Here is a 24,723-nt window from a genome sequence, read left to right as displayed (position 1 = left end):
AAATGCTGACAAAATATACAAGTATGACCAACTTGTAAGTAAAACATAGAACAATATTGTTAGGGAATTGTTGACATAACGAGGTTTTGGTGTTCAGCATGCTATTGATAATGAAGAACTGTGATGTGTAGCTACGTACCTTTGGGACAGTAGTGCGACTTAGTGATCGATTTGCTACCTTCTACAGTAAAATCAATCACTAAATCAAATTTAGGTGTTGTATGAAATCGCTAGAAACATTATTACTTTTATCACTTGTTACTTTATTTGGCTGTACCTCTAAACCTGATGGGGTGGAGCCAGTTAACAATTTTGATTTAGAGCCTTATCTAGGCAAGTGGTACGAAATCGCACGGCTCGATCATTCGTTTGAGCGTGGTCTATCCAACGTTACGGCCGATTATCGGCTTCGCGAGGATGGTGGGGTTAAGGTGACAAACCGCGGATATTCAGAAGAAGATCAACAGTGGTCCGAAGCTGAAGGTAAAGCTTATTTTGTTGAAGACGAAACGGTTGCGCACTTAAAAGTCTCCTTTTTTGGGCCAATCTATTCTTCTTACATTGTGTTTGAGCTAGGTGAAAACTATGACTATGCGTTTGTCTCTGGTTACAACCACGATTACTTGTGGCTATTGTCTAGAACACCCAACGTTGATGAGAAAATCCTGGAGCGTTTTAAGCAGGTTGCTAAAGAGAAAGGTTTCGCGTTAGATGAGCTAATTCTCGTTGATCAAGAGAGTGGACGACAGTTTTAAGTTCATCAATGTGACTTCTAAAATCAACAGAAGCGAAGTTTCTGTCTCGCGGTTTTGAGTTTTGCTTGGAATATTTTTGTTACCTTGTAACCTCATGTGGTCAAAAATATAGCCCCATCATTTGTGATTACTCGTGATGGGGCTTATATAAATTTGAGTGAGCGTCGAAAGGTAGATCTATCGACAAACGGTTATGGTTTACTTAATCAAACGAACGATCAGAGAGCCAGGCGCCCGAATAGATTCCACATTGTGGCTGAGCACTGTACCACTTGTAGGGGCGGTGTAGCGCTCAACTTCAGTGCCAAAGCTGTCGTATTGAATCGCAACCAGTTGGCCTTGCTCGACAAAATCCATCAAACCGACATGAGGTAGTACAAACCCGCCATGTGTCGCTTTCACACTGACGATCTCGTTTCCTTCCAAGCATGAAGTGATAGGCTCTATCTCACCTTCTACGACGTTATGCTGCTTCAACACATTTAAAATGCCTGATACGGTTCGACTAATGAGTTTTTGCTCTGTGTAGCGCCCCATACCCACTTCAACCGTAATGCTTGGGACACCATGGTTATTCCAAACGGTTTCAAGGACGCCAGCATCTCCGGGATCATTTAAAATCGCATCAGGATTAATGAGACGAGCCATTTCTAATGATTGCTCAATTCGGAAGTCTGCAAACACGTATAGTGGGTAGGCCGCACCACTGGTTTGAGTGTGAAGGTCAATGGCTAAATCAGCATTTGGCTTGAGCAGATCATTCCACAATGCATATAAGTAGCGTTGTGCCTCATTGCCGTTTTGGTCACCAGGGAAAAAGCGGTTTAAGTTTGCAGGAGACGCATCCGGGTCTGCGGAATAGAAATCGCGGCTGTGGTTTAGCATACCTGGCATGTTAATGGTTGGAACAATCGTGACAGTACCAGCGACTTCAGTGCCAATGAGTTCTCTAGCGGTCTTCTGCGCTGCTAACACACCATTATATTCATCACCATGAACCCCTGCGGTGATCATGATTTTCTTGCCAGGTTTTTCACCTTTGAATACTAAAACAGGAAGATGTTGCCACTGAGAGAGCGCGTTGGTTGCGATGCGGAACCAAAACTTATGCTCACCCGGACCTAGGTCTGCTACATTGAGAGATTGAATCACTTGATGACCTTGAATCATGTCATCGAGAAGTTGTGTTGCCATTAAAGTTACCACTCCAAAACCATAAGCCAATCTAAAACCTTAACGTCGCCATACGAAGAGTATTAATAAGGCGAGAACGTGTCTCGCCTTGTGCCAATTGATTTCGTTTTACGCAAACCCCATTATGTGAGCTGCGATAACGACGACACTCGACAGGGTAAAGAGTAATAGGATAAATCGCCAGCAGAATTTTGCCCAGTCACCCCAGTCGATGCGGCAGACACCAAGTGTTGCCATCAAGGATGCTGAAGTAGGGACGATAACGTTGGTAAAACCATCTCCAAGTTGGAATGACAAAACGGCAACTTGGCGTGTGACACCTGCAATATCCGCCAATGGCGCTAATAAAGGCATCGTCAGTGCCGCTTGTCCAGATCCGGAAGTAACGAAGAAGTTGAAGATAGATTGGAATACATACATTAACCATGCCGCAGCTACGTCAGGAAGCCCACTGATCACGCCGCCAGCACTGTTCAGAATAGAATTCAGTACACTCGCTTCATCGGTCGTACCGCCACCTAGGATAAGTAACACACCTTTCGCACAACCAACCAATAGAGCAGGAGCAAGCATAATAGCCGCCCCCTCTTTAAACGCATCGGCTGCGCAGTTGAGCGTCATACCGTTTAAGCGAAAAATCGTACCGATGATCGCGACAACAAAGCCCATAGTGAAAAATTGAGAAGCGATTTCTGGGATGTACCATGCGTTAGCGACTACGCCCCAAACAACCCATACTGTGGTCGCGATGACCGTAAGAATGACGAGTGTATCGCCGATATTCCAACGAGAATCTTGATTGCCAAGCTCTTGCTGACGGAAGTATTTGTCTGTGCGGTGACTGTAAGAAAGTTCTGGGTTTGACTTCACTCGAGCGGCGTAGAGCATTGTGAAAGCGATACCGATTAACGTAAAGCCAACCCATAACCCCATGCGCACAGTCATGCCGGATAAAACAGGTACACCCGCAATGCCTTGTGCAATAGCGACGGAGAAAGGGTTCATCCAAGAAGTAGCGAAGCCAATTTGAGTCGCAACATAGGTCACCATTACCGTAGTGATACCATCATAACCAAGGCGAACCATAAGCGGAGCGATAATAATCGCAAATGCTACGGCTTCTTCACCCATACCAAATACCGCACCGCCCAGAGAGAACAGCAAAAATAGCACTGGAATGAATAGCGCTTCGTTACCTTTGGTCTTATCGATAAGGCGCAAGATACCGTTGTCGATGGTGCCTGTTCGCATTACAACGCCGAAAGCACCACCGATAACCAACATGAACATAATCACGCCGATCGCGCTGCCCCATTTAGAGCCTGAAACTAGCCCTTCGAAAGGGAAGTTCATGAGACCAATGCCACCACCAGAAGCAAACAGGCCAACCTTGTTGTAAACCAATTCACCGTTTTCGTCGGTTGCATAAGAGAAAGAAGATGGATCGATAACCGTGCGAGTTTTTTCTGCACCATCGACCATATAAGTCACTTGCTGACTGTCAAAATGGCCAGCAGGAATTAAGTAGGTAAGAATCGCAGCGAGAATACCAACAATGAAGATCAAAATGAGGGTATCTGGCATCTGCCATGATTTGGGTGTAGCAACCGAGTCCGTTGGTTGCGCATGTGTGTGAGACATAACTTACTTCACGTTAAATTCAATGAAGCATGAAATATCAATAAACCAGAATAAAAAGTCAATATTAATGGAAATATTGAACTATAAATTCATCAAATATTTGAAGTGAAGTCATTGTGATTATTTTACAAGCAAAGTTTGGTTAAATGTTTTGGCTCGGGTCGAGGGCTCACAAGCTCTTGTTGTGAGCCGAGATAAATAAATCATTTGTCTTGCGTCTGTTCTGCATAAAATGCAGCGACATCACGAAGATCCTCATCATTTAACATTCTTAATTGTGCGCCCATCATTTCGGCAAGCGGCCCTTTACGTTCGCCTGCTTGGTAAGACTTCATCGCATCGTATAGATACTGGGCATTTTGACCTGCAAGATTTGGATAGGCATCATTACCTGCGACGCCTGTTGCACCATGACAATAGACGCAGCTAGGGGATTTGATTTTACCTTTATCAGCATCACCAAAAGGCGCGGCATGGCTAGCGGAAGAGAAAATAAGAGAGGTTAGAATTACAAATCTGAACATGAAGATTGTCTATTCGCTAAAAAGTCATATCGATACAATAAAGCTTCCCCTTAGGGGAAGCGCAATGATCAAAATCAAACTAAAGCAGAGATTTAATGCTTGATAAGAAATTGTCGATATCTTGCGCTGAAATGTCTTTATGAGTCACGAAACGAATGGGGTTTCCAGGTGTTATTGTAATATTTTGTTCCTTCAGTTTTGCAGCGATACTTACTATGTCCACTTGAGGATCAAGCTTCGCGAACACGATGTTCGTTTGAACAAAATCAGGGTTGACTGAAAAGCCAGGCAGTTCTGCTAAACCTTCTGCTAAATTTTTTGCGTTGACATGATCTTGTTTTAGCTGTTCCACTTGTTCGGTAAGGGCAAGTTTGCCAGCTGCGGCAAGAATACCCGCTTGACGCATACCACCGCCGACCATCTTTCTTAAGCGACGTGCTTTTGCGATGTACTCTTTGCTACCAAGCAGTAACGAACCAACAGGGGCAGCCAAACCTTTCGACAGACAAATCGTCATTGAATCAAAATACTGACCGATTTCTTTTACCGGAACATCTAAAGCAACCGCTGCATTGAATACTCTTGCGCCGTCGAGATGCATCTGCAAGTTATGTTTATTCACGAAGTCACGAGCTTCTGCTAAGTAAGACAGGGGCAGCACTTTGCCATTAATCGTGTTTTCTAAGCTGAGCAGCTTGGTACGAGCAAAGTGACAATCATCTGGCTTAATCGCCGCTGCCAGTTTATCAAATGGGAGTGTGCCATCTGGGTTATTTTCGACTGGTTGAGGTTGAATTGACCCAAGTACTGCTGCGCCGCCAGCTTCGTACTTGTAGTTATGTGCTTGCTGCCCACACAGATATTCATCTCCGCGTTCACAATGCGCCATTAGGCCGAGCAGATTGGCTTGCGTGCCTGAAGTGGTAAACAAAGCCGCTTCGAATCCTGCAAGCTTTGCGGCAAACTCCTCAAGCTCATTGACCGTAGGGTCATCACCATAAACATCATCCCCAACGGGGGCCTTAAACATGGCCTCTCGCATGGCTTGGGTAGGCTGTGTAACGGTATCTGATCGAAAATCCATGAATGTCTCCTTGGTCAAAGTCCTAAATATATCCGCAAAGGCGCGCTTTGCTTAAACAAGCGATCGTTTTGGCATCGGTAATTGTGCCATCAATAATCTTGTCTTCGAGTTGTTGGAGTGACAAGGTAACAACCTCAATCACTTCATCTTCATCACATTCGTAACGGTTGGTTTGGCTGAGCTTCTCAGCAACAAATAGGTACTGTATCTCATCACAAAATCCGGCAAGGGGAGTGACTTGGCCGAGAGAAGTGAATTTTTCTGCACTATAGCCCGTTTCTTCTTCTAGCTCTCTTTTCGCGCAGCAGAGAGGGTCTTCATTGCCTTCTCTTGTACCAGCAGGAAGCTCCAAAAGCCATTTATTAAGTGAAGGGCGAAATTGATGGACAAGGACTACCTCACCTTCCGTTGTAATAGGGAGAATCACCGCAGCGCCCGGATGATGGATTGTGGTGTGCGTAATTGCCTGTCCTGTAGGAAGCATAACCTCTTCTTCAATCAGAGAAATTTGCTTCCATTTATGAATTATTTTGCTCATGCAGTTATTAACCCTAGCTGTTACCGCATTTTGACGTTTTTCGACATTAACCACAAATGGTGGGAAACAAAAGCAAAAAATGTTGCAACACGACGAAAGCGTTTGCACTTTCAGTGAGCTGTATCTCATAAATGGAAACTTTGATTGCTGGCTAAAGAAGGGGGTAAGCATCTGCTATAAGGGGAATTCAACAAAATACATTTGTAACAAAGTTATAACAAGTGTATAAAAATGTTAACGCAATACCAGTTCAGCAGCCGGAGAACGTATGACACAAACCTTATTTGCCTCAAATGCCGAAAAAGCGCTTCTCTCAGAACGCATCAACAAGTTGGCTAAAGCGTTAACGGATGGCGTTTATGAACGCGAACATACCATCAAGCTCTGCCTCCTTGCGGCACTTGCTGGTGAAAGTGTTTTTCTTTTAGGCCCACCTGGCATTGCAAAAAGCTTAATTGCCAAGCGACTTATCCAAGCGTTCGATAATAGCAGTTACTTTGAATACCTGATGACTCGATTCTCAACACCTGAAGAAGTTTTTGGGCCACTGAGTATTCAAGAACTCAAAGATAACGGTCGTTATGTTCGCTTAACTAAAGGGTATTTGCCAACCGCACAAGTCGTATTTTTAGATGAAATCTGGAAGGCGGGCCCCGCCATTCTGAATACATTGCTGACAGTGGTCAATGAGAAAACGTTCAAAAATGGCAGCGATATTGAGCGTGTGCCAATGCGTTTGTTGGTATCGGCGTCCAATGAACTGCCAGATGAAGACAGTGGTTTGGATGCACTCTATGACCGCATGTTGGTGCGCGTGTTTGTGAATCGAATTCAGAATAAACAAAACTTTAAGTCGATGTTGACGGTAGGCACGTCACAAGAGGCACAAGTGCCAGAAGGGCTAGCAATAACAGATGAAGAATATCATCAATGGCAACAGCAGCTCGACAAGCTGACGTTAACCGATAATGCATTCGAGAAGCTTTTCCAGCTTAAAACGATGTTAGAAAGCAAAGTCGAAGCTCAGTTTGGCGATGTCGCTAATACCGACATGTATGTGTCTGACCGCCGCTGGAAGAAAGCCGTGAAATTGCTAAAAGCGAGCGCGTTTTTTAATGGACGCGATGAAATCAACCCACTTGATCTACTGTTGCTGCAAGATTGTTTATGGAACAGCCCTGAATCGCGAGACGTGGTACGCGAAGTGGTCCAAGAGTTCGCCCTAAAACATGCATTTGACCAACAAGACGCCGAACAGGAAATTGAATACTGTCGCGAGTCTTTGGTCGATGTTCAGCATGAGCTTGAAGATGCCTACCGCATGACGTTAACGTCTGAAGCGGCAACGGGTATTCTGCGCAAAGAAACCATGCGTTTTGATACCTCTAAAGCTAAGACCTACAAAGTTGGCGCAGCCGTTAACTTAGTTAAACTGGTTATTTTGCAAAGCAACATGTCGGTTTCAGAGTCAGAGAAAGGCGATAGCCGCTGGGTTTACGTGCCAAAAGATGAGCTAGACCGAGTCATCAAAGAAGGACACGGTGATGTGTATGGCTACGTCAATCAAAACACCAACATGTGTCGTTTACGATTTGATGTTGATGCCGCAAATAACCTAGTTATCCGTGATATCGCAAACCGAGGCATTCTGGTGAGCTTAGTGACTCAAGAGGGCTTGGATGTAGAGCTTTACCAAAAGTGGTTAACGCAGAGTGAAAAAGCCGTAAATCAACTCAGTGAAGCAGAGCACCATATGCGCAAGGTAAAAGCGAATTTCCATGATGCGCTTCCGCATAGCTTTGTTGATCCGGAACTACCACGCCTAATGGAGTCGAGTCTTCAGCAGGTCAGTCAGAGACTTGAGTCTATCCAAGCTGAAAGCGAGAAAGTTATCCAACGCTTTAAAAACTTACATCAGTTTTTCTCATAAGGAGACGACATGCTAGGTGCAGACGGACTTAACCTCGCGCTGATGGTAGCCGACTCTGGCATCATCGATAGCGCAGTTAATGATTTAATGGCGCGTTCACAAGTCATGATGATGGCGGAAAACCGAGGCGTTAAATCTTCAGTCAAAGGCCACTTATTAAAGTGGCGAGGCAGTGTTAAAAAACGGATTACCAAGGTATGTGAGACAGAGCGTTTCCAACAAGAGCTGTCTTTATATCAAGAGGTCATTCACTGGGATGAAGAGGCGTTTTTCGAAAACATCGAAGATGTGATTAAAAAGCTTGAGTGGCACTCCGCTTTTTATATGCAGGCTCGCCGAATGATGGAGAAGAACAAGGGGATGAATAATCCCATGTTCCCACATTACTTCTGTGATCAATGGTACCAAAGCCTAGCCGATGCGATTAAGCAAGCGCAAGTAAGCGAGCTTGAGGCCAATAAAGAGAAAGTGCTGAATGACCTGTATCAGCGTATGGAGACCATGCGTAATATGGATAAGGTCACGGAGTCGGGTGATGCTGAAAGTGTCGGGCGCTTATGGGATATGGCATCTGCCAAGTTGAGCAAAACTGACTTAACAGTGATGAAACGCCATGCGGAGTTTCTGAAGAAGCACCAAGGCTTGCAAGAAATAGCCGAGCAACTTGGTCGTATGGCGGGGCAAGTGAATGATCCCGAACTTAACCGCGCGCCTACCGAAGAGCTACAAATGATCGAAGAGAAGAGTGATGAAGCGACAGATGATATTGTCGGCATTCACGAAAGCGATGATTTAAATAAGCTACTTCCCAACGAAACGATGTTTTTGGCGTATCCTGAACTCGAGGTCGTGTTCTATAAACACTTAGTCGATAAACGACTTATGAACTACCGTACACAGGGCAAATCGCGCACGTTACGTAAAGTTAAAGCTCACCGACCTGACAACAAAGCGGTAGATATCGAAAAAGGACCGTTTATTGTGTGTGTGGACGCGTCCGGCTCAATGAGCGGGTTTCCTGAGCAATGCGCCAAAGCCATGGCTTATGCGCTGATGCAAATTGCATTAGCGGAGCAACGTGATTGCTATGTCATAATTTTTTCGACGGAACACATTACGTACGAGCTAACCAAACAAGATGGTCTGCGCGAGGCGGCGGACTTTTTAACTTATAGCTTCCATGGTGGTACAGACTTAGAGCCAACTTTGATCAAATCTATCGACTTGATGAGCGGTGATAAGTACAAAAATGCCGATATGGTGGTCATTTCCGACTTTATCGCGCCAAAACAACAAGACGAGTTGCTTGCCAAAGTGGATGCGCTTAAAGCGAAGAAAAACCGTTTTCACGCGATCAGCCTATCTAAATACGGAAACCCGGCATTGATGTCGATGTTTGATCACACGTGGTCTTATCATCCTAATGTTGTGGGCAGGTTGCTTAAACGGGTCGGTAATTACTAAGTGACATTGAAATTCTATTGAGTAAAACGTACAGAAAGCTAGATTTATATTGCTTCGTTTTAAGCCGATAAGATCGAACTTTGGTCTAATTGGCTTAAAAGAAATCAAACAAACAGAAAATGAAAGATTTTTGTTTGACTATCTTCTCTCAATCCGTAAAGTAGCCACCAACGCAACGGGGAAGAGCCCTGAAGCGAAGTAAAAAAGGCGCCTTGGCAGAGTGGCTATGCAGCGGATTGCAAATCCGTGGACCTCGGTTCGACTCCGGGAGGCGCCTCCATTATTCTTTGAGAGTGAATGGCTTTCGAGAATCAATGCGACACTAGCTCAGTTGGTAGAGCGCAACCTTGCCAAGGTTGAGGCCACGAGTTCGAACCTCGTGTGTCGCTCCAAATTATTCAGATATGGCAATTGCGGTATCTCGATGCCAAGTGCATCAACTTAAAACCAGCGAAAGCTGGTTTTTTTGTATCTGAATATTGATAAATTTACGCCATCCCAATTTCTTGAACTGTGGGTATAACACTTGTTTTTGTCACCAGTTATGCTGTTAAGTGTGACCCGATATTTCGCAGATTGACCAATATCAGTTTAAAATGTCGGTCTCCAAAGGATTTGACGAAGACGCATGAGAAATACCGACGATTACATCATTTTCTATCACCTGATCGAGCAAGGCTCATTCAGTGCTGCAGCAAGACACATGTCATTGACCAAATCGGTTGTCAGTAAACGCATCGCGAAGCTTGAGCAAGAGCTTGGTGTACAGCTTCTTTACCGAACAACGCGAACGTTAACGTTGACGGAGGCAGGGCGAGCGTTCTTTACTCATGCAAAAGCCGTTTATCAAGCGGTGGCAACGGCAGAAGAATCCATTGTGGGGTTAGGTAAGAATTTATCTGGAAACATTAAAGTTTCTGTACCCACTATCTCTGGTGAGTTAATTCTTCCTCAAGTGATCAGTGAGTTTAATCAGAAATACCCTGACATCAATATCGACATGGATCTTGATAATCGTTTTGTCGATATTGTGAATGAACGCTTTGATTTGGCCATTCGAACGGGAGTGTTGCCAGATTCTAGCCTGATCGCAAGAAAGCTGGTGGATGCCAATTGGATTGTTTGTGCGTCACCTCAATACCTTGCTAAACATGGCATTCCTAAGCAACCTCAAGCCTTGGATAAGCACAATTGTTTGGTTTATTCCTACCAAGAAACCGGGGCGCGTGAGTGGGCGTTTAAAGAGGGAGACGAGGTGTATCAAATTACAGTCGACGGTAACCTCTGTACCAACAACTCTTCGGTATTGAGAAACGTCGCACTGTTGGGGCAGGGAATCATCTATGTGCCACGTGTCTTAGTTTATGAAGACTTAAAGCAAGGCCGCCTGATTCAATTGTTCAAAGACGAAACCGCCAAATGTTTGGGTATTTATGCGGTGTATCCTTACACTCGTCAACAACCAGAAAAAATTAAGATCTTCATTGATCATCTATACACCAGCTTTCAAAGTCAAAATCATCGATTTTAAGACAATAACTCACACCAATCGTTATGTTGGTGTTGAGTTATTGTTTCCATCTTCATTTCTAATAATTCTTATAAATTTAGAAGCTTAAGCTTTCTCCTTGTTTTATCACTAATATTGATAACAAGATGCTGCGCACAACTGTTAACAAATGGTTTTGCTATTGTTTCTTTTAAGAAACGGTCTGTTTCTTGCGTTAAATTTTCCGAATGTGAAAGATAAGTGACAGAAAAATAAAAGAATTATTTTGTTTGTTGTCTATTGGTTAAGTGTTGCTCGCCTGCCTGACATAGACGCCGAGAAATGGACTGCTTATAGTGGCTCAAACGCCCATTACCGTCACTAAACGGTGATGTGAGCGAAGTACAATAACTAGAGATACGGATATGAAACAAAAGCAGCTGATTGACGAATTTAAAACTATCGTTGGGGAAGAAAATGTCCTAACCGACGAGGTTAAAACAAAATACTACCGCTCGGGTTTTCGCTCAGGTAGTGGCACTGCGCTTGCTATCGTGTTTCCTAATACTCTTGTAGAACAATGGAAGATCATTAAACAGTGCGTTGAAGCAAACTGCATTATTATTATGCAGGCTGCCAAAACAGGTTTAACAGAAGGCTCAGCTCCAAGTGGTAATGATTATGACCGTGATGTGGTTGTGATCAATATTACCAAAATCAAGAAGATTCACTTATTAGATGGCGGTAAGCAGGCGGTATGCTTGCCTGGTGCAAGTTTGCACTCATTGGAAAAAGAATTGAAGGCGGTGAACCGAGCGCCGCACTCTATCATCGGTTCTTCATCATTAGGTGCCACTGTGGTTGGTGGTATCGCCAATAACTCAGGCGGTGCGTTAGTCAAGCGTGGTCCTGCTTACACGGAGTTGGCGATTTATGCGCAGGTCGATAAGCAAGGCCAGTTACACCTGGTTAATCACCTTGGTATTGAAGGTTTAGGTGAAACGCCAGAAGAAATTCTGACAAACCTGCAAGAAGGAAACTTTGGCCCAGCGAAGATCATTCATGACGAGCGAATGGCATCAGACAAAGAATACGATGAACGTGTTCGAGACGTGACTTCTGACATTCCTTCTCGCTTTAATGCCGATGAACGTCGTTTATTTGAAGCCAGTGGCTGCGCTGGTAAATTGGGTGTTTTCGCCGTTCGAGTTGATAGCTACCCAGTACCCGAAAAAGAGCAGGTTTTTTACCTTGGCACCAATGATCCTGCGAAACTGACGAAGCTGCGAAAAGATTTCTTATCTACGTTTGAGAACTTGCCTGAGATGGGAGAATACTTGCATCGAGATATCTTCAACATGGCAGAGAAGTACGGCAAAGACGTCTTTTTATCCATCGACTTGCTAGGCACAGATAAGCTGCCAAAAATGTTTGCACTTAAAGCTAAAGTAGAAAATGTCTTAGAGCGCGTCCCGTTTGTTAGTAAATACCTGCCAGACACCATTTTGTACTACGCGAGTAAGTTGTTCCCACAACATTTACCAGAACGAATGCTGGATTTCCGCGACAAGTATGAGCATCACCTGGTATTAAAAATGAGTGATAGTGGTATTGCTGAGGCACAAAAATACCTCAAAGAAGTTTGGGCTGTTGAAGATGACTGTGATTTCTTCGAGTGTACGCCGGAAGAGGGTAAAAAAGCTTATTTACATCGCTTTGCAGCAGCAGGTGCAGCAATTCGTTACGAGACGATTCACCGAAAAGACGTAGAAGACATCGTTGCACTTGATATCGCTTTGCGACGTAATGATGAAGAGTGGCTAGAAACTTTACCGGAAGCGGTGAGTAAGAACCTTGTTCAAGCGCTCTATTATGGTCACTTTATGTGTTATGTATTCCATCAAGATTACATTTTCAAAAAAGGGACCGACACGAAGTTGATGAAAAAGCTGATGTTAGAACACCTCAATAGCCGTGGTGCTAAATACCCAGCAGAACATAATGTGGGTCACTTGTACGAAGCTGAAAATTCGCTGCAGAAGTTTTACCACGAGCTAGATCCAACCAACACCTTTAACCCTGGTATTGGCAAAATGGACAAATATAAGCGCAATTGTAACTGCTGTGCATAAGCATTGAATATTCATCAAGTCAACCTGGTGGAACACTATATGGCCGACCAGGTTGGCTTTTTACTCTTTGACGCTAAAAATCAACTCAATTTCATCATCAAGTCTTCTTCCTGTTGGGGTAAAACCAAGCTTTTGGTAAATATGGAGAGCATTCCCTTCCTCTTTATCCATTGTGGTCAGGGACACGCCTCGTAAACCGATAATGGAAGCGTATCGCTTACTAAAGCTAATCGCTTGATTTCCCAATCCCTTTCCTTGAAAACGATGGTCAATCATGACGCGCCACACGTACAAATGATCCTTTTGAAAGTGATCATCGAACTTGTCGAGTAGTCTTGGATCGATAAGAGAGATGAGCCCTGCTGGCTTGTCGTCTAAATAAATGCCGTAACTGACGCTATCGTCGTTGAAACTCGCCTCTGCAAGCCATTCTGCGTTATTAGCAATGAGGTGTTTTTGGGACACTTCCACGGAGAGGTCGATAATGTCATCGATGGTGTTACCGTTTATTTTTAAAAAGCTAACGTTATTCATGGTAATCTTCCTTGGATAGGTATTTATCTAAAACCATTTGCGCAACATAAAGATCTTGATAGGCAATTCCTGAGCTATCAAAAATAGTAATGTCGTTTTTGTTCCTTTCTTTTAATTGAAGCTTGTCACCGATCTGATAGATCTCTTTATCTGGCGCATGCTGGAACTCACCAATCGTTTTGGACTGAGATAAATAATCACAGTAGAGGGTGGTGTTCTCAAATAGCGATGGTGGAAGTTCCTGTTTTCCTATTTTATCTGCTCCCATTGCAGAAATATGAGTTCCAGGTTTTACCCATGAAGATTCAAACAAAGGAGCGGTGGACGCTGTAACGGTAACAATAATATCTGCGCTTTCACAGGCTTCTTGAGCGGATTTGATGTCTGTTGTTAACCCTTCTTTGCTTAGCTCTTGCGCTAGTTGGTTGGCGTTAGTCTGATTTCTACCAACAATCAGGACTTTAGATAGATTCCTAACTTTTGCAATGGCAAGCGCTTCGTATTTAGCTTGATGACCTGTGCCAAATAACGCAAGTACAGATGAATCTTGTCTCGCCAGTAGATCAACAGCGATGGCATCAGCTGCTGCAGTTCGGTAGGCATTGACCAAACTTGCTGACAAAATGGCTTTCATTTCCCCCGTATCCGGTGAAAGAAGAAAGATATGAGTGCCATGGTTTGGTCGCCCAAACTGGTTGTTGTTTGGCCAATAGCTTCCCATTTTCCAACCAAGTAATTGGTTTGTGCATGCTGATTTGAGTGAAAACATTGAGCCTTCGACCGGGCCTGATGCGTTAACGACCGGAAATATTGATGAGTGCTGATCTTGTACTGAAGAAAATGCAGCTTTGACCGCTTTGTATGCCAGTTCGTGAGAAATTAACGCTGCTGTCGTTTTTTCATCTAGATAAATCATGTTTACCACCCTGAAATACGTTGCCATTGCTCAATTTGACCCTCTACCAAGTCAAAGACATGGTATTTACTGTGCATCGCGCTTGTAGAGCATGCATGATTTGGGACGATGTGTACTCTAGAACCAATGGGAAAACATTCGAAGTCGATCTCGCTCCCAGAAGCCGCTTCGAGTATGCCGTGCTCTTGATTTACCTGCACGACTTTCAGTAGTTGATTCTCTTGGCCATTCGGTTGGAGAACCACGCCATAACATTGTTCGTCATGGCCTTTATCTAAAGAAAGAGCCATCCAACCAGCATCAACAAATATTTGCCCCCTCGATTTGTTGTGTCCAATAACACTACTTACTACTGAGATTGCGATATCGTTTAAGGTACACACTCCAAGTCGATGCATCACTAAGTCAAACAATGAATAGACGCCAGCTCTGACTTCTGTGATTCCACTTGTGTTTGTGTATGAACATGCCGTCGGGGTAGACCCCACGCTGACTATTTCGCAGTAAATCCCAACCGACTCGAGGCGTTTCGCTGCAAGTTGTGCAGTCGCTACTTCATTACTGGCGGATTGGTTTAATGCTTCTCGAGACTTACTGTGGTAAGACTCACCTGCGTGGAGCATCACCCCTTTAAAATCGGCCAAACCCTTATCTAAGCTCTTAGACATTGCGATTAGGGCTTCGGAATCTGCACTTACACCACCTCGGTGTCCGTCGCAATCAATCTCTATCAGGCAGCTAATGACACACCCACGTTCTTGACAGTAGGTGTTAACGAAATCGACTTGTTCCATGCTATCAAGTAAAACCACAATACTCATACCGCGTTTCAGTAGCAGTTCGACTCGCAATAGCTTTTCTTTTGATATGCCAACAGCATAGAGAATGTTTTTACAACCATAACTGGCAAGCTGTTCTGCTTCTTCAAGGGTGGATACAGTGATTGGGTCCTCTATAGAGTCAATTAAGTAAGGAAGCGCATCTAACGATTTTACTGTCTTAAAGTGGGGCCTTAGTGGTGTGCCTAGTTTCGACATATGGCTGCGCATTTGAGTAAGGTTGCTCAAAAATTTTTGTTTGTCCAAATAGAGAAATGGTGTGCCAATAGCATTGTATTGTTTTTCTAAATTAGGGTGTTCTGTATGCTTAATCATTTCTTTTACCTAAGCTTGCAAAGTGAAATTAACTATTGATGAAATGATTATGAAGTAGGAAGAAGTTGAATTATATTAACAAAAATCTACTTATACATTAGGTTGGAAGTTAATGTTAACGACAGAAGATATTCGATTTCTTGTGGTAGTTTCTAACCATAGAACATTGGCAGATGCGGCTCGTGCGCTCAATATAACGCCTCCATCAGTCACTCAGCGTATTCAACATATCGAAAAGAAGCTATCGCTTAAGTTACTTCAACGGCCTTCGCGCATAGTTAGCTTAACAGAAGAAGGGCGCGTTTTAGTCGATACAGGTAGTTCTATCCTTGAGGATTTGGATGAACTCACCGATAAACTCAATGAAAGCAGAGGGGATGTCAGTGGTCGTCTAAGAGTATTGGCGCCCCTTGGCTTTGGCAACGATGTGATAGCCCCTTTATTAGGTGAGTATAAAAAAGCTCATCCGCGCCTAGAAGTGGAGCTAGAGTTATCAGATAAGCCAAACTGGGCCAACCATCATAAATGGGACATTATCATCTACATTGGTCACCTGGCGGATTCCAGCCTTAAGATGGTGAGTTTAGCCCCAAACAAGCGCTTTGTTTGCGCTTCGCCGGAGTATTTATCACGTTATGGACAGCCTGAAACTCCGCAAGATCTTAAGAATCATCAATGTATTGCGTTGAGAGAAAATAATGAAGATGTCACGTTGTGGAGCTTTACTCATACAGTCTCAGGAGCCATAGAAAATGTTCGAATTCGTCCTTCACTTGCAAGTAATGAGGGCAGAGTGATTAAAGACTGGGCCTTAAGAGACTTAGGGATCATCATGCGATCTGAATGGGATATTCAGTCACAGGTTGATAGTGGTAAATTAGTGCGATTATTACCAGATTACGAGCTTCCAAATGCCGATATTGTTGCCCTCGTGAGTTCTGCTGCGCATGAGAGGTCAGCGCGAGTCACTGGCTTTTTATCTCTACTAAAAGAGCAATGCCAAAAAGCACCGTGGTTAAGTTGAGACTAAGTTGTTATGGTTAGTTTATAAGGCTCGGTTAAGCTCACAATCGAAGAATGTGAGCTTAAGTAATTATCTAGCTGAGGACGGTTAAATAGCGCGTACCGCGGCGGCTGCGATGATGCCAGCTGCAATTGCGGGCAGAGGCTTTTTCACGATGAACATGACGACAGCAGTAGAAAAAAGTGCTGCTCTAGCACCGTAATCACCTTCAACCGCTAGTGGGGCTAAAAGGGCAACTAATACGGAACCTGACATCGCAGTGATGAAACGTTGAACCCGTTCGCTAATTGGAATAAATGACATAACATACACTCCGCCCCAGCGGGTTATGAGCGTGACTAACGCCATAGCGATGATGATAAGCAGTGTGCCACCTACGCTCGTTTCGATGTTCATGCTTTTTTCTCCTTCCAACAAGCACCTAAGACTCCACCAGTAATGGCGCCAACCACTACGTGGCTATTCTCTGGTAAATACCAATACGCCAACATAGAAGAGGCTGCTGCTGTGGCCCAAATCGCAAAGATCCTTAAGTCTTTCGGCCCTGCCACCACCATAGACAGCAGGAAGCACCCCATAACCATATCGAGTCCGAGGCTCACCGGATCTTTGATTGCGTTACCAAAATAAATGCCGATCCAGGTGCCAACAATCCAAAACGACCACATCGCTAAGCCGCCACCAACAAGCAAACCAAAACCTGGTTCTTTTCTACCAAATGCATTGAGTGCCATTGCCCAGTTTGCGTCTGATGCTACCAGCATTACGCCGTAACGTTTTGTCGGTGGGAGTTGTCGTAACCATGGATAAAGCGTAGCGCCCATCAAGAGGTGACGAGCATTAATAGCAAATACAGTAATAAGCACTGGAATCAGAGGTACTTCTGCTCCCCACATTTCTAGCGTGGCAAATTGTGAAGCACCGGCGAAGACCAGTGTGCTCATCAACATAGTGGGAAATACATCTAGTCCAGTTTGTACGGCGGCAACACCGAATGCGAGGCCAAATATGACCACAAACATGGACAGAGGTAAAAGTTGGGTGAAACCGTTCCACACGTCGATCCGAGTAAATTCGTGCAACTCAGATGAGGAACGCTGAAGATGTTGAGTATTTTCTGTCATAGAGATACCTAGCCAGCAGGCAAAAAGGGCAGTGCCATATGAATGCGTTTGTTATTCTTTTGTAAACTTCATGTTTAACATCAATTGAAAGGGCTTTCAAACACTAAGTGCTATATAAAAAACAAGTATACCTGAACGATTTTAAGATGAAGGGTTTAGAGGGTTTGTCATTTGCTAGGGCTCAAGGAAAGTAACGCAACGCAAATAGCAAGCTCTGTTCAATTGAGAAGAGCACGGATTGTTACAGATTAGTATATGAGTAGGAAAGCGAGCACGAGGCTCGCTTTTTCGTTCTGTTACGAACAACTGAAAGGGTTTATTTTACGTAGACACGAGGGTTCGCAGCACCCCAAACCGTGTATAGTTCTGGGAAGATGACCTCTGCATGTTTTTCCATTTCTGCTGCCGAAATCGTTTTGCCTTGCTGAGAGCCAAACAGTACAACTTCAGAACCAGGCTCAACATCTTTGATACCTGTAATATCAACCATAGTGGTGTTCATTGAAGCAACACCTGCCACTTTTGCTCGTTGGCCATTGATCAGTACTTCTGCCGTATTGCCCATTTTTCGTGGGTAGCCATCAGAGTAACCAACAGGAATGTTCGCCATTAGGCTTTCTTTGCTCGTTTTGTAGCTGCTGTCGTAACCGACAGTGCTATTTTTTGGCAGATGGTGAACGGATGCCACGCGTGTTTTGAAAGACACGATAGAAGGGTACTCAGGGTTGGTTGGCAGATCACCGTATAAAACGCCACCAGGACGAACCATATCAAGCTGTGCTTCAGGGACATTAAGTGCAGTGTAAGAGTTGGCCACGTGCAGCAAAATATCTTCGCGTTTTAGGCCCGCTTCTTTAATCAGCCATGCAGAGCTGTCTTTGAACGAAGATAACTTTTGACGAACTTCGTCTGCATTGTAGTTAGGGAAATGAGTCATGATGCCAACAATATTAACGCCAGCTTGTTGAGCGATTTCTAGCGCTTCTTGCTTGCCCGCTTTTGTTGTCATATCAACGCCATTACGTCCCATACCACCGTCGTTAAGAGCAAGGTGAACTTTGATTTCTTTATCCGCTTTCTCTGCTAGCTTAGACAGTGCTTTGGCTTGCTCTGCAGTGCCAATCAGCTCTTCAATATTTAAGTCGATTGCGGCTTCGATCTCGCCAATATCCGCCGAGCGTACACGCATAAGTTGACCTTTAAAGCCACTGTCGCGAACGGTCTGTGCTTCGGCGTTACTTGCAACGGCAACGCAAGGGATTTGTTGTTCGATAATAGTTGGCATCAGGCCCGCGATGCCATTACCGTATGCGTCGGCTTTCATCACGGCGCAGATTTTCGTTTTGCCATCCATGTGCGACTTGAACTGCTCAATATTATCGCGGAATTGACCTAAGTTTATTTCCAGCCAAGCGTTAGCGCCTTGAACTTGCTCTGCTTTTACTACAGTGTTGCTAATTTGAAGGGGGGCAGCAGTAGCTTGCATCGCAGGAGCAACGGTTGCAGCAGCGATAGTCAGTGATAGTAAGGTTTTATTTAAGCGCATAAAGTCTCCGTACGCGTTTTTTGTATTGGTTATGTTATTGAGTACTTGGGGAAAGTACCTGACGAAGTAAAACGCTCCAAGTAGTGCTTTGGAGCGTTTTTGAAGATCATGATTCAATATACCTAAATATATCTCAGTGATTGCACTCAATTTGCGCAAATCGAGGTTGATTCAATATCAACTAAGGTATCCACTGAGTTTAACTCAGTTTAAAGCGGCTCATTACATCTTTAAGAGAAATTGACAGCTGGCTTAGCTCACGACAAGCCTGTGCGGTTTGCTCTGAGCCCTGTGATACTTCTTGAGATGCCAAGTGTATGTTTTCAATGCTGCGGTTAAGCTCTTCTGCAACAGAGTCTTGCTGGTTACAAGCCGTGGCGATTTGGGTGCCCATGTCTGAGATATCAGAAATCGAGTGTTCTATGTCGCTCATCAGCTGTTTTGATTGAATGCCTTGCTCTGCACATTCTGAGATACTGGTTCTAGAAAGTTCTGTTGCAGATTTCGCGTCTTTTGCAAGCGATTGTAGCTGCTCAATGATCGACGTAATTTCGCTGGTTGAATCTTGCGTACGGCCTGCAAGCGTTCGAACCTCGTCCGCAACCACGGCAAAACCGCGACCAGACTCACCAGCACGCGCAGCTTCAATGGCTGCATTAAGAGCAAGTAGGTTGGTTTGATCGGCAATGTCACGGATAACATCAACAATAACGTTAATTTTATTCGATTGCTGTTCAAGCTCTGCCACAGTATCGCCCGCAGCACCAATTACGTTTGAAACTTCATGAATCGCGCCAACCATGCCTTGCGTTTCACGAACACCGTGTTGTGTACGACGGTTTGCTTCGTTAGCTTGGTTCGCTGAATCTTCAGTATTACGTGCAACATCGGCTACTGCTGCTTTCATTTCTGTCATTGCCGTAGCAATGTGTGTAATTTGCAGTTGTTGATCTTTCATACCAGATGCAGAAATATCGGAGATTTGATTCATCTCTTCTACTGCACTGCTTAACTGTGTGACCGCAGCAATCACGTTGTCGATAACTTGGCGCAAGTCATCTTGCATCTTAGTGGTCGCATCTGCCAGCTCACCTAGCTCGTCATTGCCGATGGCTTTACGATCGATGTCGTTTGATAGGTCACCTGTTGCGATGGCATTTGCTTGCTCGACAACAAGTTTTAGTGGGCCACAAATAAGGCGTGTCAGCACGTACGTCATGCCTACCATGATAAGCAGAATAATCACGTTGCTTGCAATTGACGAGTTACTCAATCCATTTACAGAAGAAAGAATATGAGTTTTGTTACTGTCCATAGCATTTTTAAGTAGACGGATCAGTTCACCGAGCTCAGAGTCAACCGCTTCGAAAGCAGGTAAAGAGTTCGCCAAAATAGGGTGGGCTTTGCTTTTGTCGTTGGCTCGCATCGCTTCGTTGTACTGATCCATAGTAACCAAGTACTTTTTCCACTGACGCATAAGGCGCTGGTAAGTTTGTTGCTCTTCACCTGGCCAAATCGTTTCACCGTAAGAATCGAGCTCTTTGCTGATCTTTTCACGTTCGCGAATGTTGCTGGCAATTTTGTTTCTGATTTGGTCTGCGTCTTCATAAGTGTATGTCGCAAACTGAGCACGGCGCCAGCGAGACAAGTGATCTCGGATCGAATCTACTCTTTCCATAGCAGGAAGCGTATCATCGGTATAGTTTAAAAGCTCAGATTTAATGCTTTTGAGCTCTGTAGATAAAAACACGCCAAACGCAATGTTGACGATGGCAATGAGTAAAAACGATAGCGATATCTTTTTCGCTATAGAAAGATTCTTGATAGACATTAGTGATATACCTTGTTTTTCTTATGGTGTGTCGCCAAAGTAAACCACGTCCTTATATGTGATATATGTCCATTAAATTACTGCAACGAGTGTAAGCTATCATTATTTATTGATATTTTCGATAATGAATTGAGCTTTTTTTGAAAATAAAAAATGTCAATGATTTTATAAAGGTACGACCACATTCGATGAAAAGTTATCGGTAACAAAATATGATATTTCGTGTGAAACAGTGCCAAGAGTAGGGGCTCCAATTGTTACAGATGTTACAGAGCTGAAGAGAGTGGTGACTACGATCCGCGTTAGTCAGGCGTTTACAAGCTAAGCAGTTACGGGCATCAACATGTGTGTGACTTAGAGTTGATGAAAGCTAACGAGTGTTTCTTGGCCTAATTGAATGCCAATTGTACCGTCTGGATCGCTTTTTAAGCACTTAAATCAAAAAGATAAAATTTATTGTTGACCAGATAAATTAATCCGTTAAAGTACGCCTCGTTCTCACGGCAAAGGTCGCTGAGACAGATGGTGTCTAACCCATCGCATGATTGCGTTGCCCTGGTGGTGGAATTGGTAGACACAAGGGATTTAAAATCCCTCGGCGTTCGCGCTGTGCCGGTTCAAGTCCGGCCCGGGGCACCATCAAAATCTTTGGTAACAGAGATACAAAATCAGAAAGGCGCCTTGGCAGAGTGGCTATGCAGCGGATTGCAAATCCGTGGACCTCGGTTCGACTCCGGGAGGCGCCTCCACTATTTCGAAAGCCAGTCTTAAATGACTGGCTTTCTTCGTTTTAAATCCATCAATCTATACTCGTTCACGCTTCTCTAAATTCCTCCCATGTTTTGATCACCATTCAATATTTTCAATGCACTAGCCATTGATTTTATAAATGTTAAATAACTCAATAATTGTATAGGGTGATTGGTGCTAATTTCTCTTCGATTGTAATCCGAACTTTTTGTATCACAGGCAGCAACTTGGCTAGCGTGACCGTTGGCAATGCTTGGTGTGTATGAGCAGAAAGGAGGATTTTAGTCCTTAACGTGAGAGAAAAATAATGAAAACATTTAAATTAAAACGCACTATTTTACCTTTAACCTTGTTGCTAAGTTCATCTGCATTGGCTGCTGAGAATGGCACAATGATGCAGTATTTCCATTGGTATGTGCCTAACGATGGCACACTGTGGACTCAAGTGGAAAATAACGCTCCAACGCTAGCAGAAAACGGATTCACAGCGCTCTGGCTACCACCTGCATACAAAGGAGCGGGTGGCAGTAATGATGTCGGCTACGGCGTTTATGACATGTACGACTTGGGGGAGTTTGATCAAAAAGGATCAGTGCGCACCAAATACGGCACGAAAGATCAGTACCTTAGTGCTATCAATGCCGCTCACAATAACAATATCCAGGTTTATGGTGACGTGGTGTTTAACCACCGTGGTGGTGCGGATGGGAAATCTTGGGTTGATACTAAGCGGGTAGATTGGAACAACCGCAACATTGAACTTGGCGATAAATGGATTGAAGCGTGGGTGGAGTTTGATTTCCCTGGACGCAACGACAAGTACTCTAACTTCCATTGGACTTGGTACCATTTTGATGGCGTGGACTGGGACGATGCAGGTAAAGAAAAAGCCATTTTTAAATTCAAAGGTGAAGGTAAGGCATGGGATTGGGAAGTCAGTTCTGAAAAGGGGAATTACGACTACCTTATGTATGCTGACTTAGACATGGATCATCCTGAAGTTAAACAAGAACTGAAAGATTGGGGTGAGTGGTACATCAACATGACTGGTGTTGATGGCTTTAGAATGGATGCGGTGAAGCACATCAAATACCAATATCTTCAAGAATGGATTGATCACCTACGTTGGAAAACAGGGAAAGAGCTATTCACGGTCGGAGAGTACTGGAACTACGATGTGAATCAGCTGCATAACTTTATCACCAAAACTTCTGGCAGCATGTCTCTATTCGACGCACCGTTACATATGAACTTCTACAATGCGTCTAAATCGGGTGGTAGCTACGATATGCGTCAAATCATGGATGGTACGCTGATGAAGGACAATCCAGTCAAAGCGGTAACCTTAGTAGAAAACCATGATACTCAACCTTTGCAGGCGTTGGAGTCGACGGTTGATTGGTGGTTTAAGCCGCTCGCTTACGCGTTTATCTTATTGCGTGAAGAAGGTTATCCATCTGTGTTTTATGCAGATTACTACGGCGCGCAGTACAGTGATAAAGGGCATGACATCAATATGGTCAAAGTGCCTTACATCGAAGAGCTCGTAACACTGCGTAAAGACTATGCGTATGGTAAACAACATTCTTATCTCGACCATTGGGATGTAATTGGCTGGACTCGCGAGGGCGATGCAGAACATCCACATTCAATGGCAGTGATCATGAGCGATGGACCAGGTGGCTCGAAGTGGATGTATACGGGCAAGCCAAGTACACGCTATGTCGACAAGTTGGGCATCCGAACTGAAGACATTTGGACAGATGCGAACGGGTGGGCTGAGTTCCCTGTAAATGGTGGATCTGTCTCGGTTTGGGTTAGCGTTGAGTAAGTCATTCTTGTGATTTTGATACAGAACAGGCAAATTTTGATGAAACTTTGCAGTGAATCAATACGTTATTTGATATTCATATAACAAATGAGTAACTTATATTTGAGCATTATCTAGAGGAAGATGAAGAATGGAATCTATTGCTGATGTATTGGTTGTGGCTATTGTGTTCGGTGCCATATTTGGGGGCGGGATAATTAAGTTAATCTTGAATCATCGTAAAGAAGTAAGAGCTTTGGAGATATCTGAACGTAATACGATGAGCCAAGAAGAACAAGATAACCTTAACAAGCAAATTGGTGATTTGAAGCGACGCGTTGAAGTGTTAGAGCGCATAGTCACAGATAGCAAATATCAACTTGAAAAAGAAATTGCCTCTCTGTAATTCACCACAAAAACGTAAAGCCGGCTGAGTCCGGCTTTTTAGTGCCTGTACATCATAGTTTTAGGGTACTTAGCTCAGCGTTCGTCAAAGAAGTCTTTATCGCGGATGTACTTACTCATAAAGTGATAAGAGAATGGTCGCATCAACCAACTAAATAGAGAACGTCCAAGTCGAATGAACGTTGGCGTATTCTCGTATATTTTCCCATTATACAACCATAGCATTTTGCCTACATGCCAATAGAGAAAAGGCACTGGCGGCATGAATGTCACGATGTCGATATCGCAACAAATCCGGTAAGTTTTGTGCCCCAAACGATAGCGTTTTTTGAAGGTCCAATCTCCAACTGCGGGCTGACCGAAAGTCACAACGCGTTTAATGCTCTTTGGGTATTTTTTCTCTATATAATCGGCAAAAACACTGCCAATCGCGCCACCTGAAGAGTGACCAGTAATGGTGATTCTTTTTCCCTTAAGAATGAGCGGTACAACGATACCTTCGAGGCGCTCGATCACGGTCAACCCCAACCGATCTTCATTTCGGCTCGGTAAACTTTCTTGAAACAGAAGATGATAGAAACCCGCGTGAATGCGGTAATTCAGTCCCAACCTTCGACAGCTTCTCGTCCACATCGCGAAGTTTAACAACCAATCACTGATACTGTGTGAGCCTTTAATCACTACGACCACTTCACTCTGTTTTTTACTCCAGAGCACACGAATCATAATCTTACCGTGTTCATTTCTAATGACTCGTTGCCCATTAGGATCGAATCCGTATTGAGTTTGTCTGAAGACGCGAGGATAGGCGAGATTACAGAGTACGGCATAGCGCTCATATTGGTATCGTTTTAATGGTTTCACGTTATCTTTCTTTA

Annotated in this window: 21 protein-coding genes and 4 tRNA genes; 12 read left to right on the top strand and 13 right to left on the bottom strand. The window is 44.0% G+C overall.

Annotation, left to right across the window (positions count from 1 at the left end):
* Positions 1 to 221 precede the first annotated feature (221 nt).
* Positions 222 to 755, top strand: coding sequence for a lipocalin family protein (locus FR741_RS20095; RefSeq protein WP_167427551.1), 534 nt, complete (start codon positions 222 to 224; stop codon positions 753 to 755).
* Positions 756 to 953: 198 nt separating this feature from the next.
* Here FR741_RS20095 and FR741_RS20090 read toward each other — a convergent pair whose 3' ends face one another.
* The 5 genes from FR741_RS20090 to FR741_RS20070 form a co-directional block, all read right to left on the bottom strand.
* Positions 954 to 1,949: a succinylglutamate desuccinylase/aspartoacylase family protein gene (locus FR741_RS20090; protein ID WP_124007977.1), complete on the bottom strand. Its 996-nt coding sequence runs from the start codon at positions 1,947 to 1,949 to the stop codon at positions 954 to 956.
* A 108-nt stretch (positions 1,950 to 2,057) separates the two neighbouring features.
* Positions 2,058 to 3,590 (bottom strand): putative basic amino acid antiporter YfcC, encoded by a 1,533-nt coding sequence (gene yfcC / locus FR741_RS20085; protein WP_152814349.1) that lies wholly within the window; start codon positions 3,588 to 3,590, stop codon positions 2,058 to 2,060.
* Positions 3,591 to 3,793: 203 nt separating this feature from the next.
* Positions 3,794 to 4,114, bottom strand: a complete 321-nt coding sequence (locus tag FR741_RS20080; RefSeq protein ID WP_167427550.1) for a c-type cytochrome — start codon at positions 4,112 to 4,114, stop codon at positions 3,794 to 3,796.
* 79 nt (positions 4,115 to 4,193) lie between these two features.
* Positions 4,194 to 5,198, bottom strand: coding sequence for a low-specificity L-threonine aldolase (gene ltaE, locus FR741_RS20075; RefSeq protein WP_167427549.1), 1,005 nt, complete (start codon positions 5,196 to 5,198; stop codon positions 4,194 to 4,196).
* A 22-nt stretch (positions 5,199 to 5,220) separates the two neighbouring features.
* Positions 5,221 to 5,736: an NUDIX hydrolase gene (locus FR741_RS20070; RefSeq protein WP_047009230.1), complete on the bottom strand. Its 516-nt coding sequence runs from the start codon at positions 5,734 to 5,736 to the stop codon at positions 5,221 to 5,223.
* 268 nt (positions 5,737 to 6,004) lie between these two features.
* Here FR741_RS20070 and FR741_RS20065 point away from each other — a divergent pair, with 268 nt between their 5' ends.
* The 6 genes from FR741_RS20065 (at position 6,005) to dld (ending at position 12,751) form a co-directional block, all read left to right on the top strand.
* Positions 6,005 to 7,666 (top strand): ATPase RavA domain-containing protein, encoded by a 1,662-nt coding sequence (locus FR741_RS20065; RefSeq protein ID WP_005396405.1) that lies wholly within the window; start codon positions 6,005 to 6,007, stop codon positions 7,664 to 7,666.
* 9 nt (positions 7,667 to 7,675) lie between these two features.
* On the top strand, positions 7,676 to 9,130 hold the full coding sequence (gene viaA / locus FR741_RS20060; RefSeq protein ID WP_012842207.1) for an ATPase RavA stimulator ViaA: 1,455 nt from the start codon (positions 7,676 to 7,678) through the stop codon (positions 9,128 to 9,130).
* 206 nt (positions 9,131 to 9,336) lie between these two features.
* Positions 9,337 to 9,410 (top strand) — tRNA-Cys (locus tag FR741_RS20055).
* Between the two features lie 36 nt (positions 9,411 to 9,446).
* Positions 9,447 to 9,522 (top strand) — tRNA-Gly (locus FR741_RS20050).
* A 236-nt stretch (positions 9,523 to 9,758) separates the two neighbouring features.
* On the top strand, positions 9,759 to 10,661 hold the full coding sequence (locus FR741_RS20045; protein WP_167427548.1) for a LysR family transcriptional regulator: 903 nt from the start codon (positions 9,759 to 9,761) through the stop codon (positions 10,659 to 10,661).
* Positions 10,662 to 11,044: 383 nt separating this feature from the next.
* Positions 11,045 to 12,751, top strand: coding sequence for a D-lactate dehydrogenase (dld, locus tag FR741_RS20040; protein ID WP_167427547.1), 1,707 nt, complete (start codon positions 11,045 to 11,047; stop codon positions 12,749 to 12,751).
* Positions 12,752 to 12,811: 60 nt separating this feature from the next.
* Here the strand turns inward: dld and FR741_RS20035 are convergent, their stop codons facing one another.
* The 3 genes from FR741_RS20035 to FR741_RS20025 are packed head-to-tail and all read right to left on the bottom strand — an operon-like array spanning position 12,812 to position 15,355.
* Positions 12,812 to 13,285 carry a GNAT family N-acetyltransferase gene (locus tag FR741_RS20035; protein ID WP_167427546.1) on the bottom strand — a complete coding sequence of 158 codons (474 nt, stop codon included), beginning with the start codon at positions 13,283 to 13,285 and terminating at the stop codon, positions 12,812 to 12,814.
* Positions 13,278 to 14,201 carry an ornithine cyclodeaminase family protein gene (locus tag FR741_RS20030; protein ID WP_167427545.1) on the bottom strand — a complete coding sequence of 308 codons (924 nt, stop codon included), beginning with the start codon at positions 14,199 to 14,201 and terminating at the stop codon, positions 13,278 to 13,280. The genes FR741_RS20035 and FR741_RS20030 overlap by 8 nt, the downstream gene beginning before the upstream one ends.
* Positions 14,202 to 14,203: 2 nt before the next feature.
* Complete coding sequence (locus FR741_RS20025; RefSeq protein ID WP_167427544.1) at positions 14,204 to 15,355, bottom strand: alanine racemase; 1,152 nt, start codon at positions 15,353 to 15,355, stop codon at positions 14,204 to 14,206.
* Between the two features lie 112 nt (positions 15,356 to 15,467).
* Here FR741_RS20025 and FR741_RS20020 point away from each other — a divergent pair, with 112 nt between their 5' ends.
* Complete coding sequence (locus FR741_RS20020; protein ID WP_167427543.1) at positions 15,468 to 16,379, top strand: LysR family transcriptional regulator; 912 nt, start codon at positions 15,468 to 15,470, stop codon at positions 16,377 to 16,379.
* 87 nt (positions 16,380 to 16,466) lie between these two features.
* Here the strand turns inward: FR741_RS20020 and FR741_RS20015 are convergent, their stop codons facing one another.
* From FR741_RS20015 to FR741_RS20000, 4 genes are all read right to left on the bottom strand, one after another.
* Positions 16,467 to 16,775 carry an AzlD family protein gene (locus FR741_RS20015; RefSeq protein WP_005396412.1) on the bottom strand — a complete coding sequence of 103 codons (309 nt, stop codon included), beginning with the start codon at positions 16,773 to 16,775 and terminating at the stop codon, positions 16,467 to 16,469.
* Entirely contained in the window at positions 16,772 to 17,503 is a 732-nt protein-coding gene (locus FR741_RS20010; RefSeq protein WP_167427542.1) for an AzlC family ABC transporter permease, read from the bottom strand. Before FR741_RS20010 ends, FR741_RS20015 begins: the two co-directional genes overlap by 4 nt.
* Before the next feature lie 316 nt (positions 17,504 to 17,819).
* A complete protein-coding gene (gene alr, locus FR741_RS20005) occupies positions 17,820 to 19,049 on the bottom strand; it encodes an alanine racemase (protein ID WP_167427541.1) in 1,230 nt (409 codons plus the stop codon).
* 199 nt (positions 19,050 to 19,248) lie between these two features.
* Positions 19,249 to 20,880 carry a methyl-accepting chemotaxis protein gene (locus tag FR741_RS20000; RefSeq protein ID WP_167427540.1) on the bottom strand — a complete coding sequence of 544 codons (1,632 nt, stop codon included), beginning with the start codon at positions 20,878 to 20,880 and terminating at the stop codon, positions 19,249 to 19,251.
* A 552-nt stretch (positions 20,881 to 21,432) separates the two neighbouring features.
* Between FR741_RS20000 and FR741_RS19995 the strand changes: the two genes are divergently transcribed.
* The 4 genes from FR741_RS19995 (at position 21,433) to FR741_RS19980 (ending at position 23,846) form a co-directional block, all read left to right on the top strand.
* Positions 21,433 to 21,519 (top strand) — tRNA-Leu (locus tag FR741_RS19995).
* 36 nt (positions 21,520 to 21,555) lie between these two features.
* Positions 21,556 to 21,629: transfer RNA gene (locus FR741_RS19990), tRNA-Cys, on the top strand.
* Between the two features lie 308 nt (positions 21,630 to 21,937).
* Complete coding sequence (gene amyS, locus FR741_RS19985) at positions 21,938 to 23,461, top strand: alpha-amylase (protein WP_053808368.1); 1,524 nt, start codon at positions 21,938 to 21,940, stop codon at positions 23,459 to 23,461.
* 130 nt (positions 23,462 to 23,591) lie between these two features.
* The gene (locus tag FR741_RS19980; protein ID WP_012842214.1) at positions 23,592 to 23,846 is read left to right on the top strand and encodes a hypothetical protein; all 255 of its coding nucleotides are present in this window, start codon (positions 23,592 to 23,594) and stop codon (positions 23,844 to 23,846) included.
* Between the two features lie 74 nt (positions 23,847 to 23,920).
* On the opposite strand, the gene FR741_RS19975 is transcribed toward FR741_RS19980, so the two are convergent.
* Complete coding sequence (locus tag FR741_RS19975) at positions 23,921 to 24,709, bottom strand: lipase family protein (RefSeq protein ID WP_134645705.1); 789 nt, start codon at positions 24,707 to 24,709, stop codon at positions 23,921 to 23,923.
* Positions 24,710 to 24,723 lie beyond the last annotated feature (14 nt).

The sequence above is a fragment of the Vibrio diabolicus genome, assembly GCF_011801455.1.
Lineage (GTDB): Bacteria > Pseudomonadota > Gammaproteobacteria > Enterobacterales > Vibrionaceae > Vibrio > Vibrio diabolicus.
The sequence above is the reverse complement of the archived record's forward strand: the minus strand, read 5'-3'. Positions and strand labels throughout refer to the sequence as shown.

What these genes read in the sequence shown, in the direction of transcription:
- viaA (WP_012842207.1), top strand. Translation starts at nt 7,676, where the DNA reads ATGCTAGGTGCAGACGGACTTAACCTCGCGCTGATGGTAGCCGACTCT.
- FR741_RS20095 (WP_167427551.1), top strand. Translation starts at nt 222, where the DNA reads ATGAAATCGCTAGAAACATTATTACTTTTATCACTTGTTACTTTATTT.
- FR741_RS20000 (WP_167427540.1), bottom strand. Translation starts at nt 20,880, where the DNA reads ATGTCTATCAAGAATCTTTCTATAGCGAAAAAGATATCGCTATCGTTT.
- ltaE (WP_167427549.1), bottom strand. Translation starts at nt 5,198, where the DNA reads ATGGATTTTCGATCAGATACCGTTACACAGCCTACCCAAGCCATGCGA.
- FR741_RS20035 (WP_167427546.1), bottom strand. Translation starts at nt 13,285, where the DNA reads ATGAATAACGTTAGCTTTTTAAAAATAAACGGTAACACCATCGATGAC.
- FR741_RS20070 (WP_047009230.1), bottom strand. Translation starts at nt 5,736, where the DNA reads ATGAGCAAAATAATTCATAAATGGAAGCAAATTTCTCTGATTGAAGAA.
- FR741_RS20045 (WP_167427548.1), top strand. Translation starts at nt 9,759, where the DNA reads ATGAGAAATACCGACGATTACATCATTTTCTATCACCTGATCGAGCAA.
- FR741_RS20025 (WP_167427544.1), bottom strand. Translation starts at nt 15,355, where the DNA reads ATGATTAAGCATACAGAACACCCTAATTTAGAAAAACAATACAATGCT.
- yfcC (WP_152814349.1), bottom strand. Translation starts at nt 3,590, where the DNA reads ATGTCTCACACACATGCGCAACCAACGGACTCGGTTGCTACACCCAAA.
- FR741_RS20020 (WP_167427543.1), top strand. Translation starts at nt 15,468, where the DNA reads ATGTTAACGACAGAAGATATTCGATTTCTTGTGGTAGTTTCTAACCAT.
- FR741_RS20090 (WP_124007977.1), bottom strand. Translation starts at nt 1,949, where the DNA reads ATGGCAACACAACTTCTCGATGACATGATTCAAGGTCATCAAGTGATT.
- FR741_RS20080 (WP_167427550.1), bottom strand. Translation starts at nt 4,114, where the DNA reads ATGTTCAGATTTGTAATTCTAACCTCTCTTATTTTCTCTTCCGCTAGC.
- FR741_RS20030 (WP_167427545.1), bottom strand. Translation starts at nt 14,201, where the DNA reads ATGATTTATCTAGATGAAAAAACGACAGCAGCGTTAATTTCTCACGAA.
- FR741_RS19980 (WP_012842214.1), top strand. Translation starts at nt 23,592, where the DNA reads ATGGAATCTATTGCTGATGTATTGGTTGTGGCTATTGTGTTCGGTGCC.
- alr (WP_167427541.1), bottom strand. Translation starts at nt 19,049, where the DNA reads ATGCGCTTAAATAAAACCTTACTATCACTGACTATCGCTGCTGCAACC.
- FR741_RS20015 (WP_005396412.1), bottom strand. Translation starts at nt 16,775, where the DNA reads ATGAACATCGAAACGAGCGTAGGTGGCACACTGCTTATCATCATCGCT.
- dld (WP_167427547.1), top strand. Translation starts at nt 11,045, where the DNA reads ATGAAACAAAAGCAGCTGATTGACGAATTTAAAACTATCGTTGGGGAA.
- FR741_RS20010 (WP_167427542.1), bottom strand. Translation starts at nt 17,503, where the DNA reads ATGACAGAAAATACTCAACATCTTCAGCGTTCCTCATCTGAGTTGCAC.
- amyS (WP_053808368.1), top strand. Translation starts at nt 21,938, where the DNA reads ATGAAAACATTTAAATTAAAACGCACTATTTTACCTTTAACCTTGTTG.
- FR741_RS20065 (WP_005396405.1), top strand. Translation starts at nt 6,005, where the DNA reads ATGACACAAACCTTATTTGCCTCAAATGCCGAAAAAGCGCTTCTCTCA.